Consider the following 13,540-nt stretch of genomic DNA (forward strand, 5'->3'; position numbering starts at 1 on the left):
TTCCGGCGGAGGCGTTGTTCGCCTCGACCGTGGTGCCGAGCAGGATCGCCGCGGCAGCCCTACCAGAGGTCGAAGTGGAAGACCTCGAAGGCGGCGCCGTAGCGGACGCCGAGCCGGGCGCCGGCGGGCCGGCCCAGCCCCTCGAGGAACTCCTCGGCGTCGAAGCTGCCGTCGCCCAGCCCGGCCAGGTACGCGTCGTGCGCCCGCAGCGAGGCGACTCCCCGGTCGAAGGTGTCGGTGACGTCCACCCCGTGGGCGGCGAGCGGGGAGGAGGCCGCCCACACCTGGCGTACCCCGCCCCACGGTTCGACGCCGTCGGCGAGCTGCTCGGGGAACACCCAGCGGTTGCCGGCGTCGCGGACGGCGTCCAGCACCGCCCGCCCGGTGGCGATGTGGTCGGCCTGGTTCAGCGCGTACGCCCCGTCCCAGGTGTCGCGGAAGTTGTTGGTGATGACGATCTCGGGGCGATGCCGGCGCACCACCGCGGCCAGCTCGCGGCGCAGCGGCACGCCGTACTCCAGGATGCCGTCGGGCAGGCCGAGGAACTCCACCGTGTCCACCCCGACCAGCGCGGCGGAGGCCCGCTGCTCCTGCTCGCGCACCTGGCGGGCCTGCGCCGGTGGCATCCCGTCGATGCCCGCCTCGCCGCTGGTGACCAGGCAGTAGACGACCTGCTTGCCCTGCGCCGTCCAGCGCGCGACCGCGGCGGCGGCGCCGAACTCCAGGTCGTCGGGGTGCGCCACGATCGCCAGCGCGCGCTGCCACTGCTCGGTCACGGGCTCCAGCGGCCCCGGCCCCTCGGTCATCGCCACCTCCTCGTCGGCCTGACCATCCTGACACCGCCGGTGCCGGCTTGCCGCCCGGCACGGCGAACCGCCGGTGTGAGCCGAAAAGGACGTCTACGGTGTGGTTAGAGAAGATCGGGCGTGGGGTACCACCCGCTGCACGACGGACCCCGGCGCACGGCGGGGCGGCACATCCGAGGGAGCACCGATGGCACTCAACGACGACGACATGCAGACCACCGGCGGCGGCCTTGAGGGCCCGGCCGACGGCGGCGCGACCCCCGGCCAGCAGGACGGCGGCGCCGACGGCAGTGCCGACCGCGGTGCCGACAAGGGCGCTGACCGTGGTGCCGACAAGGGCGCTGACCGTGGTGCCGACAAGGGCGCTGACCGGGGCGCGGACCGGGGCGCGGAGGGCCCGGCCGACGGTGGTGCCACGCCCGGCCAGCAGGACGGCGGCGCCGACGGCGGGGCGGAGGGCCCGGCCGACGGCGGTGCCACCCCCGGCCAGCAGGACGGCGGCGCCGACGGCAGCGCCTCCTGACGGACCGCCGTGACCCACATCGTCCCGCCGGGCGGCCACGGCCCCCCGGCGGTTCCGTCCGCACCCACGACCGCGCTGACCCGCTGCGTGTCGGTCGAGCCGGCGAAGTTCGCCGCCGCCCACTGGGGACGCACACCGCTGCTGTCCCGCGCCGACGAGCTGCCCAACCCCGCCGGGTTCGCCGACCTGCTCAGCCCCGCCGACGCCGACGAGCTGCTCAGCCGGCGCGGCCTGCGTACCCCGTTCCTGCGCATCGCCAAGGACGGCCAACTCGTCCCGGCGGCGCGCTTCACCGGCGGCGGCGGCGCCGGGGCCGAGATCGACGACCAGGTCCTCGACGAGCGGGTCCTGGAGCTGTACACCGACGGCGCCACCCTGGTGCTGCAGGGCCTGCACCGCACCTGGCCGGCCCTGATCGACTTCGCCCGCGACCTCGGCGTCGCGGTCGGGCAGCCGCTTCAGGTCAACGCCTACCTGACCCCGGCCGGCAACCAGGGCTTCGCCACCCACTACGACACCCACGACGTCTTCGTCCTCCAGGTCGACGGCCGCAAGCACTGGCGGATCCACCCGCCCGTGCTGCCCGACCCGCTGGAGCAGCAGACCTGGGGCGGGCGGGCCGACGAGGTCGCCGCCACCGCCGACGGCCCGCCCGCGCTCGACGTGGTGCTCGGCCCCGGCGACGCGCTCTACCTGCCCCGCGGCTGGCTGCACAGCGCGCAGGCGCAGGAGTCCAGCTCGCTGCACCTGACCGTCGGCGTCCGGGCACTGACCCGGTACGCCCTGGTCGAGGAACTGCTCGCCCTCGCGGCCGAGGACCAGCGGCTACGCGCCACGCTGCCGTTCGGCACCGACGTGGCCGACCCGGACGCGATCGAACCGGAGCTGACCGAGACCGTCGAGGCGCTGCGGGACTGGCTGCTGCGGGCCGACCCGGCGGCGGTGGCCGCCCGGCTGCGCCAGCGCGCCTGGCCGGCCGCCCGGCCGGCGCCGATCCGGCCCCTGGCCCAGGCAGCCGCGCTGGACGCGCTGGACGCCGACACCCGGCTCGCCCCGCGCCCCGGCCTGCGCTGGCAGCTCGCCCCGCAGGGCGACCGGATGGCGCTGCGCCTGTTCGACCGCACCATCACCCTGCCCGCGTCGTGCGCGCCGGCGGTGCGCGCCCTGCTCACCGGCGAGGCCACCCGGGTCGGCGACCTGCCGGGCCTCGACGACGACGCCGACCGGGTCACCCTGGCCCGCCGACTGCTTCGGGAGGCCGTCGTCGTCCCCGCCTGACGCCGCGCCCCGCGCGCGGGACGGACACCCGGACCGCCCGCTGACGCCCACGCCACCGACGCGGGGTCAGCGGGCGAGGGCGAGCAGCAGGACCGTGGTGAGCAGGCCGGCACCGAGGACCACGGCGACCGGGCGGGGGCCGAGCACCGCGTGCCGGCGGTCGGCCAGGGCTTTCGCCGGCACCAGGCCGACCAGCGGACCCAGCAGGGTCACCACCAGGGCCAGCACGGGCAGCCCGACCGCGAGTTCGCCGCCGTACCGGTCGCCCGCCGCCCGGGCCGCGCCGCCCAGGGCGTACGCGACCACGGCGCCGGCCACACCGCAGAGCGCCAGCAGCGGGTTCACCGAGCCCGGCAGGTCACCGGGCTGGCGGGTGCGGTTCAACAGGTCGCGTACGCCGTCCAGCAGCGTCACCGGGTCCGCCGTGGCGCCCGGCGCCGGGGCCGGGGGCCCGCCCGCCCGACGGCCGCCCCCGCCGAGTCGCCCGCGCAGCTGCTGCCACAGGTGGGCGACCTCGGCGTCCACCCGCTCCTGCAGCTCCCGCGCCGCCACCAGCTCCCGCTCGGCGCGCGCGACCTCGGCCTCGGCCTCGGCGACCGCCCGTTCGGCGGCGGCACACTGCTGCGCGTACCAGGTGTGCGCCTCGGTCCGCTGGTCGCGCACCCGCGCCGTCAGCTCGGCCAGCCGCCGCAGCTGCGCCGCGTACGTCTCACTGGTCACGGGTTCGTTCATCGGGACGGTCCATAAGGGATGATCACCTGACCGGTGCGGTGCACCGCCCGGTCGAAGAAGAGCCCACGCCAGGGGCGGGGATACCAGTCCGGGCCGCCGGTGCCCGGATAGAGCGACGAGCCCAGTTCGCCGCCGTGCGCGTCCAGCGCCACCCAGGCGCCGATCTGGTCCGTCCGGGCCGCCGGCCCGCCCAGGTCGGCGCGCATCCGGGCGACACCCCGCCACCAGGCCAGCACGTGCGTACGCCGTTCCGGCCCGTCGTGCAGGATACGGCGCAGCTCCTCCAGCCCGGTACGCCGGCCGACCCGCGCCGCCAGCGCCCCGGCCGCCGCGTCGACCGCGAACAGCAGCAGGTAGTGCGGGATGCCCGGCGCGCCCAGCCCCTCGGCGGTCTCGGCCATCAGCTCCCCGACGGTCTCCTCGTCGTACCAGGCGGCGTCGTCGGCGAGGTCCTCGTAGAGGGAACGGGCGGCCGGGTCGGCGTCCGGGTCGAGGCAGGCGATGGAGAAGCGGGCCGTGCCGGGGCGGTGCTGCCGGGCCAGCGAGCGGGCCGCCGCGTCGAGCACCGCGCACGCCTCGTCCACCCGCGTGCCGAGCACCGCCAGGTTGCGCCCGGGGGCCCGGGGCAGCCGCAGCACCGCCGAACGGGCCTGCACGTCGATGATCTCGCCGAGCAGCGCGACCGGCGTCCGCGGGTGGCCCGCCTCCGGCGCGGTGAGCGCCCGGAAGTCCGGCGCGTCGGCGAGCCGGGGGATCGCGTCGCCGTCGAAGAGCCGGGCCGGGGCGGCGTCCTGAGGGCGCATCCGCCACAGCCGGTGCTGCAGCTCGCTCCACGTCTCCCAGTCGCTGGCCGACGGGATGCGGGCCACCTGGTTGCCCTCGGCCATGCCCGACTCGGCGTTGACGACCGCGTGGTGGCGGGGCAGCGACTGGGCGGCGTCGTTGCGTTCGGCGAGGATCCGCAGCGCCTTGGGCAGCGCGATGCGCAGCGTGAACTGGGCGACCAGGGCCGGCCGCCCCCAGAGCGCCTCGATGCCGCGCACGTCCTGCGAGGCGAGCACCAGGTGGATGCCCTGGGACCGGCCGCGCCGGGCCAGGTCCTCCAGCAGGTCGGCGGCCTCCCGGGCGACGACGTCGCGCCCGGCCAGCAGCATCTGGAACTCGTCGACCACCGCGACGATCCGCGGCCAGTGCCCCGTCGGGTCGACCGCGCGCAGCTCGGCGAGCTTGGTGACCTCGTGCTTCTTCGCGGCGTCGGCCCGCCGGCGCAGCTCCTCGGCGAGGAAGCGCAGCAGCGCCAGGCCGAACTCCCGGTCGGTGTTGACGTTGATCCCGACGAGCCGCATGTGCGGCAGCCAGCTCGGGTCGCGTCGGCCCTGGGCGAACCGGGCGAAGGAGACCCCCTCCTTGAAGTCCAGCAGGTAGAACTCCAACTCCGTGGGGGAGTAGCGGGCCGCCAGCGCGCCGATCCAGGCGAAGATCAGGTTCGTCTTGCCGGTGCCGGACGGGCCGCCGATCAGCGCGTGCGGCGGGTAGTCGCCCAGGGTGAGCAGGACCGGCCGGCCGTGCGGCCCCTCGCCGATCGGGGCGGTCAGCCCGGTCGCCGAATCCTCCCGCCACATCTGCTCCGGGGGCGGGAGCAGGTCGGTGAACGGGGTCGGGGCGGGGCCGGCGTTCACCCGCGCCGCCACGTCCCGGCAGGTCTCGGTGACCAGGGCCGCGGGCGGCGGCGGGTCCGACCTGACCGGCAGCCCACCGATCCGCGCGCCGTCGGGGTCGACCGTCACCCGGGTCACCGTGGGGTCGTCGGGCAGCGACACACCCCGGACCACCAGGTGCACCCCGCAGGCCGCCCCGGTGCGCACCACCCGGTCGAGCTGGCCGCGCTCGTGCCGGGACAGCTCGTCCCCGCCGAGCAGCACCGCCACCCGCCACGGCTCCGGCCGGCGGCCGGTCGCGGCGGCCAGCTCGCGCAGCGAGCCGTGCTCCCCGGCCAGCACCGTCTCGTTGATCCGGCGGATCTGCTCCACCAGGTCGTCGAGCAGGCGGGCCAGCCCGCCCGGGCCGACGAAGGTGAGCAGCCCGGCGGTGCCGAGCGGGGCGAAGCCGGCCAGCCCGCCGCCCAGGTGCTCCGGGTCGTAGCCGATCAGCCGGACGGCGCCCGGGTCGGCCCGGCCGACGGCGCGCAGCAGCAGCGCCGACACCACCGCCTCGCCGCCGTCCCGGTCGTCCCCGGTCAGCTCCACGTGGCCGGCGTCCAGCAGCGGCACCAGCGCCGGCACCGGTTCCGCGCCCGGGATGCGGACCGTGCCGATCCGCAGCGCGCCGGGCGGCTCGGCCCGCCGCGCCGGGGTGGGGCGCCACCGCGCCCAGTCGGCGGACGCGGCGCCGGGGGCCTCCCGCCGCGCGGCGTCCGCCGCGCGGCGGGCCAGCTCGGCGATCCGCGCCGCGTGCCGGTCGTCGATGTCGGCCAGCCGGCGGTCCCGCTGCGCGCCCACCCGCTCCGGCACGACCGCCGCGGCCCGCCGTACCTTCGCCAGCCGCTCCCGGGCCGTGGTCAGCTCGGCCTGCGCCGTCGACAGCCGGGTCCGGGTCGCGCCGAGGGCCTCGCCGAGCATGCCCCGGACCCGGGTGACCAGCTGCGTCCGCCGGTCAGCCATCGACGCCCCGCGGCCGTGGCTCCCCGGCCCCGCCGGACACGGGCCGACCCGTCGGCGGGCTCGACCAGGCGCGACCGGCGCCGGGCCGGTCGGCGCCCGGCGCGCCCCGGCCGGCCGCCGGCCCGCCGGGTGTCCCCGCTCCGCCCCGTGCCGGCGGGTCGCCAGGGGCGGCCCGGCCGCCGCCCGCCGACTCGTTCCGCCGGGCGGCGGCCCGGTCCCGTACCGCGGCGGCCCGCTCGTGCGCCGAGGCCGCCCGGTCGGACGCCGCGGCGGCCCGCTTCCGGGCATCGGCCACCCGGTCCCGCGCGTCGGCGGCGCGCCGCTCCCACTCGGCGTCGGCGGCCCGGTCGCGCGCGGCGTCGGCCCGGCGGTCCCGCTCGGCGGCGGCCTGCCGCTCCCGGCCGGCCTCGGCCTGCCGGTCCCGCTCGCCCTCGACCGGCAGGTCCCGGCCGAGCCGGGCCAGCAGCACGCCGGTCAGCACCCCGGCGGTGACCGCGGGGTCGGCCGCGTGCGGCTGCTCCGCCTCGCCGCGCCGCGGCGGCGGCATCCGGCAGACCCGGGTCAGGAGGGTGTCCAGCACCGGCGCGGGCAGCCCGGGCAGCAGGTCCCGGACCCGGCCGTCCAGCTCACGGCGCAGTCGCCCCAGGTCGTCGGCGCGCGGCGGGTGCCCCAGCAGCTCTCCGGCCAGGTCGCGCAGCAGCGGCGGCGCCAGCGCGGCCAGACCGAGGCCGACGTCGGCGTGCGCGCGGCGCAGCTCGCGGTGCAGCCGGTCCCGGTCGCCGGCCCGGACCCCGCCCACCACCCGGCGCAGCAGCTCCCGGGCGTCGCCGACCCGCTCGTCGGGCTCGTCCGGCGGCCCCTCCCGGCCGCCGGTCAGCTCGGCCACCCGCACCGACCACCAGCGGCGCAGCTTCACCTCGCCGGCCGGCTCGGGCGCCGGGGCGACCGGGACCGCCTCTCGCGGCGCGTCGTGTGCCGGCCGGCGCTGCTGCTGCTCCGGCCCGGGCGCCAGCGCGCCGTCGGGGCCCAGCCCGATCGCCGCCAGGTACGCCGACAGCTGCTCCTGCGCGACGCGCAGCGCGTAGCCGGCGGTCTCGGCGTGCTCGGTGGCGGCGGACAGCTCCGGCACACCCATCGGGTCGGCCGACTCCTGGCGCACCCAGCGCAGCCGCTCGGCGGCCAGCCCGAACTTCTCCAACGCCAGGGCGAGCTGGGCGAGCGGCAGGTCCTCGGCGGCGGCGCGGACCTGCCCGCCGATGTCCTCGACGATGGACACGGCCCGGCCTCAGAGCGTCGCGACGTAGAGCTGCGCCTGCTCGACCGCGACGAGTGTCGCGGCGAGGCACTCCTCCAGCTCCTGGCTGGCCTGGGTCAGCGAGGACTGGGCCGCCTCGACCGTCTCGTGCCCGCTGCCCTCCAGCGCGCCGGCCAGTGTCTGCTGCGCCTCGGCCAGCTTCTCGCCGGCCGCCTGCACGGCGCTCTGGCCGTCGCCGATCTGTTGGAGCGCGACATCGATGGCTGCCTTGAGCTCGGCGACGCTCGCCACGGCGAAACCTCCTGGGGGCGGGGAGGCCTCCATTAGAGCCTATCGGTTGCGGTGAGAGAACATCCGCCCTGTCAGTGTTCCTGCCCCGCTGACCGGTTGTCGACCGGAAGCACCGTGAGTCCGATTAACGGGACTCGTCGGAGGGCTCGGTCCGGTCCCGCAACCAGCGCGGGCCGTACACCTCGGCGCCCAGTGCCGCGACCCGTTCCCGCAGCTCACGGTCGGCGGTGACGACCAGCCGGCGGCGCTCCGGCGCGCCGGCGACCAGCTCGACCACGGCGTCGTCCCCGGACCCCGCCGCGGCGACCACCCGGACCCCGGCCGCGCCCGGCACGTCCCGCGCCCGGCCCTCCACCACCAGCAGCACCTCCACCGGGGCCGGCAGGTCCGGGGGCAGCCCGTCGTCGGCCACCCGGGCCAGCGAGTCGCGCAGCCGGGCGGTGGCGCCCGCGCGGTCCCGCCACCAGCCGTCCGGGCGGGAACCCACCACGTTGGCGGCGTCCACGATCAGCAGCGGCGTCGGTTCCATGCCGCCAGCCTGCCACCCCGCCTCGGCCGCCGACAGGTGTAAGGAAGGGACCCTTCCTCTACCCCAGGCGTTAACAGGGGGCCCTTCCTTACACGCCCCGCCTGCGGCAGCGTGCCGGGCGTACGCGGGTCGCCTCGGCGGGCGGCGGCGTTTGTCGCGCCGACCGCCGGGTAGCCCCTGGCGACCGTGCCGCGCCCGAGCAGCGGAGGAAGACATGATGGGACCCGGTGACTTCGGCTCCGACCCCTGGGACGAGTTCCTGGCCCGGTACTTCGGCCGGGGCGAGGGTGGGCGCCGACCCGCGCACCGGGTCGACATCACCCGGCTGATGACCGCCGACGCCCGGGAGATGCTGGCCGACGCGGCCCGGCGGGCCGCCCAGCGGCAGAGCACCGACCTGGACACCGACCACCTGCTGTGGGCGGCGCTGCAACGCGAGCCGCTGCGCGACCTGGTCCGCCGCGCCGGCGCCGACCCGGACACCCTGCTGAACGCGCTTGGCGGGCGCGGCGACGGCGCGCCCCGGGGTGAGGTGCCGCCGAACCTGTCGCTGACGCCGGCGGCGAAGCGGGCGCTGCTCGACGCCCACCAGTTGTCCCGGGCGATGGGCGCGAACTACATCGGCCCCGAGCACATCCTGATGGCGTTGCCGCTGAACCCGGAGTCGCCCGCCGGCCGGATGCTCGCCGCCGGCCGGATCCAGCCCGAGTCGTTGCAGGCGGCCAGCGCCGAGCGCGGGCCGATGGCCGGTCCGAAGCCGGACCGCGGCACCCCCACCCTGGACCAGTACGGCCAGGACCTCACCGACCTGGCCCGCAACGACCAGATCGACCCGGTGATCGGCCGGGCCGACGAGATCGAGCAGGCCGTCGAGATCCTGTCCCGGCGGACGAAGAACAACCCGGTGCTGATCGGCGAGGCGGGCGTCGGCAAGACCGCGATCGTGGAGGGCCTCGCCGAGCGGATCTGCGACGGCGACGTGCCGCAGACGCTGCTCGGCAAGCGGGTGGTCCAGCTCGACCTCGCCGGGCTGGTCGCCGGTACCCGCTACCGGGGCGACTTCGAGGAGCGGCTGAAGAAGGTGATCGACGAGATCCGCGCGCACCGCGAGGAGCTGATCGTCTTCCTGGACGAGATCCACACCCTGGTCGGCGCGGGTGGGGCGGGCAGCGAGGGCGGCATGGACGCGTCCAACATGCTCAAGCCCGCGCTGGCCCGGGGCGAGCTGCGGGTGATCGGCGCGACCACCCTGGACGAGTACCGCAAGAGCATCGAGAAGGACGCCGCGCTGGCCCGCCGGTTCCAGCCGGTCTTCGTGCCAGAGCCCAGCGTGGAGGACACCGTGGCGATCCTGCGTGGCCTGCGGGACCGCTACGAGGCGCACCACCAGGTGCGGTTCACCGACGAGGCGCTGGTCGCCGCGGCCGAGCTGTCCGACCGGTACGTCACCGACCGGTACCTGCCGGACAAGGCGATCGACCTGATCGACCAGGCCGGCGCCCGGGTCCGGCTGCGCACCCGCACGCCGGCCTCCGACGTGCGCGAGCTGGAGACGCAGCTCGACGACGTACGCCGGGACAAGGAGCAGGCCGTCGCCGACGAGCAGTACGAGAAGGCGTCCACCCTGCGCGACCGGCTCGCCGAGCTGGAGGAGCAGATCCGCCGCGCCCGGGGCGACGAGGGCACCACCTCGCAGGTGCCGGCGGTGGGGCCGCAGGAGATCGCCGAGGTGGTCTCCCGGGCCACCGGCATCCCGGCCAGCCAGCTCACCGAGGAGGAACGCGACCGGCTGCTGCGCCTGGAGGGTTATCTGCACGAGAAGGTGGTCGGCCAGGACGACGCGGTCACCGCGGTCGCCGAGGCGGTCCGCCGCTCGCGGACGGGGCTGGCCGACCCGGAACGGCCGATGGGCAGCTTCCTGTTCCTCGGGCCGACCGGCGTCGGCAAGACGGAGCTGGCCCGGGCCCTCGCGGAGGCGCTCTTCGGCGAGGCCGACCGGATGGTCCGGGTGGACATGAGCGAGTTCCAGGAGCGGCACACGGTCAGCCGGCTCGTCGGCGCCCCGCCCGGGTACGTCGGCTACGAGGAGGCCGGCCAGCTCACCGAGGCGGTGCGCCGCCGCCCGTACGCGGTGGTGCTGCTCGACGAGATCGAGAAGGCCCACCCGGACGTGTTCAACATCCTGCTCCAGGTCCTCGACGACGGGCGGCTCACCGACAGCCAGGGACGTACGGTCAACTTCAAGAACACCGTGCTGATCATGACGAGCAACCTCGGCTCGGAGCTGATCACCGGCACCCAGCGCGCGGTCGGGTTCGGCACCGGCGCGCCGGGCACCGACGCCGAGCGCGACGAGCTGCGCGAGCGGCTGATGCGCCGGCTCCAGGAGAACTTCCGGCCGGAGTTCCTCAACCGCATCGACGAGGTGATCATCTTCCGCCGGCTGGAGGCCGAGCAGCTGCGCCAGATCACCGAGCTGATGCTGGAGGAGACCCGCCGCCGCCTGCACGCCCAGGACATCGAGGTCGACTTCACCACCGCCGGCATCGACTGGCTCGCCGAGCACGGCTACCAGCCGGAGTTCGGCGCGCGGCCGCTGCGCCGGGTCATCCAGCGGGAGGTGGACAACCACCTCTCCCGGATGCTGCTGGAATCGGCCATCTCGCCCGGCCAGAAGGTCGTCGTCGACGCCCGCGACGGCCGACTCGCCTTCGACGTGACCGCCGGCGAGCGCGGATACACCGCGGCCAGCACGTCCCATCCCCGATGACCCGGAGGGCGGACATGACCGAACCCGAGGAGACCCAGGAAGAGACCGACCGCACCGATCCGATCCTGGCGCCGCCGACGGCGAACCCCGCCCGGGTGCAGGTGCCGCCGGAGGGCCTGGGTCAGCAGCAGGGCGACGAGCCGGAGCCGGCGGCGTCCGACCGTCGCCGTCGAGAGGAGGGCTGATGGTACGCGAGCAGCGGCTCGATCCCGAGGTGGAGGTGCTCTGGGACGACTTCCACGCCCAGGTGAACGTCCCGTCGGAGAAGCTGCGGCAGTGGCTGCTCACCCGCGGCTCCGGGGAGGAGGCGTTCGGGCCGAACCCGGACCTCGACCTGCCCGCGCTGGGCCGGGAGATCCTCAAGGTGCTCACCAAGCGCAAGGTCGACCTCACCCCGGAGGACATCAAGGTGATGCAGGACGCGATCGACGAGATCGAGAACCTGCTGGAGGCCAAGCCGGACCGCGGCAACGCCGACGACGAGTGGCGGCACTCGCTGCTCGACCTGGGCCACGACGTCCTCGTCGAACGCTGAACCGTCCCCGTCGACACGCGGGCCGGCGCGCCCCGGGAACATCTCCCGGGCGCCGCCGGCCCCGTGTGCTCAGCCCTGGTCGCTCTCCAGGCTGCCGATCGTCAGGCCCGCGGCGTCGGCCGCCGCCTCCCGGTCGGCGCGCGCCCGCTCCTCCCGGGTGAGCAGGGTGGCGTACTCCGTGATGTCCGCCGGGTCGGGCACCTCGGGCAGGCGGCGCAGGAAGGCCTCCACGTCGCGGGCGGCGGACGTGTGCGCGGCGGCCGCCTGCCGGAGGATCTCCCGGTCGTCGGCGGCGGGGTAGAGATCGGTCATGCCCGCCAGATACCCGACATCACGCCGTTCGCACCCGGTCCGTCCCGGCGGCCGTCAGCCCCTGCGCCCCGAAGCCCGGGTTGCGCAGCAGCCAGGACAGGTATTCCGGATGTGCCGCCAGCGAGTCGGTGTACGCGGCCAGCGCGGTCTCCAGCACCACCTCGGCGTCCCGGGCGGCGGGGGAGTCGGGGTGCCACCCGAGCATCAGCCGCCAGCGCAGCGGGGTCCCGGCCAGCATCCGGGTGACCAGCCCGGCGACCGGACGGAAGGTCGCCTGGCACAGTGCCACCGCCTCGCCGGAGTCGACCATGTCGATGCACACGCGCACGTCGGCCTCGTACAGCTTGCGGGGGGTGAAGCCGGCGCGGGCGCAGGCGGCGGCGAAGCAGTCGCCGAAGCAGCCGTCGCCGGGCGCGGCGACCCACTGCTCGCGGCGCAGGTCGGCCAGGGGCACCTCGGCCCGGCCGGCCAGCGGGTGCTGCTCGGGCAGCATGACGAGCACCGGGTCGACGGCCACCTCCCGCCAGCTCAACCCGTACTCGGCCGGCGGGGCGGCATCGCCGCACACCCCGATCAGCGCGAAGTCCAGCCGGCCGCCCGCGACCAGGTGGGTCAGCTCCTCCGCCGACCAGGAGGCCTGGGTGGTGATCTGGGCCGGCGGGGGGTCGGCGGCGAGCCGGTGCACCAGCCGACCGAGGATCGGGCTGTTCACCCCGCCGAACCGGTAGCGACGGGGGGCGTCCCCGGCACCGGCGAGCCGGGCCGCCTCGTCCTGCAGGCCCTTCATGGCCGGCAGCAGCACCCGGGCCCGGGCGAGGACCAGTTCGCCGAGGACGGTGGGCCGGGCGCCGCGGCGGTCCCGTTCGAACAGCGGCCCGCCCAGCGTCCGCTCGATGCGCTGGAGCTGGGCGGTGAGCGCCGGCTGGGCCAGGCCGAGCGCCGAGGCCGCCTTGGTCACGCTCCCCGTCTCCGCGATCGCGCAGACCACCCTCAGGTGACGCAGCTCCAGATTCATAGAGTGACGGTATGACCCCGCAGCGGCTGGCGGAAGGCCCTGAACGGATCAACGCCTTCCGATGTGTGCCGGTCCGGTGGCCGGGGCGCCCGGCGGGGAAGCCGGCGGCTCAGCTCGACGGCGGCTCGGCCAGGTCGGCGAGGTAGGTGGGGCGGCCGGTGACGGCGTCGCGCACCTTGTCGACCACGCCGACCGCCGGCTCGACGACCCGGTTCCAGGGCGGGGTCGCCGGCGTGCCCGGGTGCGGTCGGGTCGGGGCCGCCTCCTCGGCGATCTCCAGCCGGTTGCCCAGGCGGATCAGCTCCTCGGGGCTGGCCACCTCGCGCAGCGCCGCGACCAGGGCGCCGACCTCCTCGACGTGGCGGCGGACCCGCGCGTCGACCTCGGCCAGCCCGTCGTCGGCGAGCCCGCCCAGGGCGGTCAGCAGGGCCGTGTCGTCGGCGAGCACCCGGTCCACCCGGTCGGCGGCGTCGGGCAGCGCGGCCCGGACCGTGGGCAGCAGGTACTGCTCCTCGGCGGACAGGTGCCGGGACAGCGCCGCCGTCAGCACCTCCCACCCGCGTTCCGGTGCGGGCTCGGCGTCGGCGTCGGTGAGCCGGCGCAGCAGCTCCCGCAGTTGCCGGTGCTCGGCGTCGACGATGTCGGCGATGCTGCGCCCGCCCGGCCGGAAGGTCTCGTCCTCTCCGGTGGGCGGCAGCGGCGGCAGGGGAACGGTCATGGTGCCCTCCTCGGGCGGCGGGCGGAGCACGTGGTGGGGTGCGGTCGCGACCGGCGGTACCCGACCGCGCCGGCGGCGAAACCGGGCGGCGGTACGCGCCCGCCCCGGCGGCCCCG

14 protein-coding genes are annotated in these 13,540 nt (G+C 76.5%); 5 read left to right on the forward strand and 9 right to left on the reverse strand.

Features of this window, described 5'->3' with window-relative positions; all coding sequences use genetic code 11:
- Nucleotides 1-59: 59 nt before the first annotated feature.
- Nucleotides 60-806: a PIG-L deacetylase family protein gene (locus ACGFZ2_RS03230; RefSeq protein ID WP_393449640.1), complete on the reverse strand. Its 747-nt coding sequence runs from the start codon at nt 804-806 to the stop codon at nt 60-62.
- Between the two features lie 187 nt (nt 807-993).
- Between ACGFZ2_RS03230 and ACGFZ2_RS03235 the strand changes: the two genes are divergently transcribed.
- Both ACGFZ2_RS03235 and ACGFZ2_RS03240 read left to right on the forward strand, forming a co-directional pair.
- Entirely contained in the window at nt 994-1,329 is a 336-nt protein-coding gene (locus ACGFZ2_RS03235) for a hypothetical protein (RefSeq protein ID WP_393449643.1), read from the forward strand.
- Nucleotides 1,330-1,338: 9 nt separating this feature from the next.
- On the forward strand, nt 1,339-2,607 hold the full coding sequence (locus tag ACGFZ2_RS03240) for a cupin domain-containing protein (RefSeq protein WP_393449646.1): 1,269 nt from the start codon (nt 1,339-1,341) through the stop codon (nt 2,605-2,607).
- A 66-nt stretch (nt 2,608-2,673) separates the two neighbouring features.
- Here ACGFZ2_RS03240 and ACGFZ2_RS03245 read toward each other — a convergent pair whose 3' ends face one another.
- The 5 genes from ACGFZ2_RS03245 to ACGFZ2_RS03265 all read right to left on the reverse strand — a co-directional run bounded on the left by ACGFZ2_RS03245 (nt 2,674) and on the right by ACGFZ2_RS03265 (nt 8,074).
- A complete protein-coding gene (locus ACGFZ2_RS03245; protein ID WP_393449649.1) occupies nt 2,674-3,339 on the reverse strand; it encodes a hypothetical protein in 666 nt (221 codons plus the stop codon).
- Complete coding sequence (locus ACGFZ2_RS03250) at nt 3,336-5,999, reverse strand: FtsK/SpoIIIE domain-containing protein (protein ID WP_393449652.1); 2,664 nt, start codon at nt 5,997-5,999, stop codon at nt 3,336-3,338. The genes ACGFZ2_RS03245 and ACGFZ2_RS03250 overlap by 4 nt, the downstream gene beginning before the upstream one ends.
- Nucleotides 5,992-7,275 (reverse strand): hypothetical protein, encoded by a 1,284-nt coding sequence (locus ACGFZ2_RS03255; RefSeq protein WP_393449655.1) that lies wholly within the window; start codon nt 7,273-7,275, stop codon nt 5,992-5,994. The genes ACGFZ2_RS03250 and ACGFZ2_RS03255 overlap by 8 nt, the downstream gene beginning before the upstream one ends.
- A 9-nt stretch (nt 7,276-7,284) precedes the next feature.
- Entirely contained in the window at nt 7,285-7,545 is a 261-nt protein-coding gene (locus ACGFZ2_RS03260; RefSeq protein ID WP_089000636.1) for a hypothetical protein, read from the reverse strand.
- Nucleotides 7,546-7,669: 124 nt separating this feature from the next.
- On the reverse strand, nt 7,670-8,074 hold the full coding sequence (locus ACGFZ2_RS03265; RefSeq protein WP_393449658.1) for a hypothetical protein: 405 nt from the start codon (nt 8,072-8,074) through the stop codon (nt 7,670-7,672).
- Nucleotides 8,075-8,288: 214 nt separating this feature from the next.
- Between ACGFZ2_RS03265 and ACGFZ2_RS03270 the strand changes: the two genes are divergently transcribed.
- From ACGFZ2_RS03270 to ACGFZ2_RS03280, 3 genes are read left to right on the forward strand one after another with little or no spacing between them, the layout of a single operon-like run.
- Nucleotides 8,289-10,844, forward strand: a complete 2,556-nt coding sequence (locus ACGFZ2_RS03270; RefSeq protein WP_393449661.1) for an ATP-dependent Clp protease ATP-binding subunit — start codon at nt 8,289-8,291, stop codon at nt 10,842-10,844.
- Nucleotides 10,845-10,858: 14 nt separating this feature from the next.
- On the forward strand, nt 10,859-11,029 hold the full coding sequence (locus tag ACGFZ2_RS03275; protein WP_350686336.1) for a hypothetical protein: 171 nt from the start codon (nt 10,859-10,861) through the stop codon (nt 11,027-11,029).
- Nucleotides 11,029-11,379: a DUF3140 domain-containing protein gene (locus tag ACGFZ2_RS03280; RefSeq protein ID WP_350704392.1), complete on the forward strand. Its 351-nt coding sequence runs from the start codon at nt 11,029-11,031 to the stop codon at nt 11,377-11,379. Before ACGFZ2_RS03275 ends, ACGFZ2_RS03280 begins: the two co-directional genes overlap by 1 nt.
- A gap of 69 nt (nt 11,380-11,448) precedes the next feature.
- Here ACGFZ2_RS03280 and ACGFZ2_RS03285 read toward each other — a convergent pair whose 3' ends face one another.
- The 3 genes from ACGFZ2_RS03285 to ACGFZ2_RS03295 all read right to left on the reverse strand — a co-directional run bounded on the left by ACGFZ2_RS03285 (nt 11,449) and on the right by ACGFZ2_RS03295 (nt 13,424).
- Complete coding sequence (locus tag ACGFZ2_RS03285) at nt 11,449-11,691, reverse strand: hypothetical protein (protein WP_393262304.1); 243 nt, start codon at nt 11,689-11,691, stop codon at nt 11,449-11,451.
- A 19-nt stretch (nt 11,692-11,710) separates the two neighbouring features.
- A complete protein-coding gene (locus tag ACGFZ2_RS03290; protein WP_393449664.1) occupies nt 11,711-12,706 on the reverse strand; it encodes a LysR family transcriptional regulator in 996 nt (331 codons plus the stop codon).
- Nucleotides 12,707-12,815: 109 nt separating this feature from the next.
- Complete coding sequence (locus tag ACGFZ2_RS03295; protein ID WP_393449667.1) at nt 12,816-13,424, reverse strand: hemerythrin domain-containing protein; 609 nt, start codon at nt 13,422-13,424, stop codon at nt 12,816-12,818.
- Nucleotides 13,425-13,540 lie beyond the last annotated feature (116 nt).

It is taken from the genome of Micromonospora sp. NPDC048063, assembly GCF_043202855.1.
Taxonomy (GTDB): domain Bacteria; phylum Actinomycetota; class Actinomycetes; order Mycobacteriales; family Micromonosporaceae; genus Micromonospora.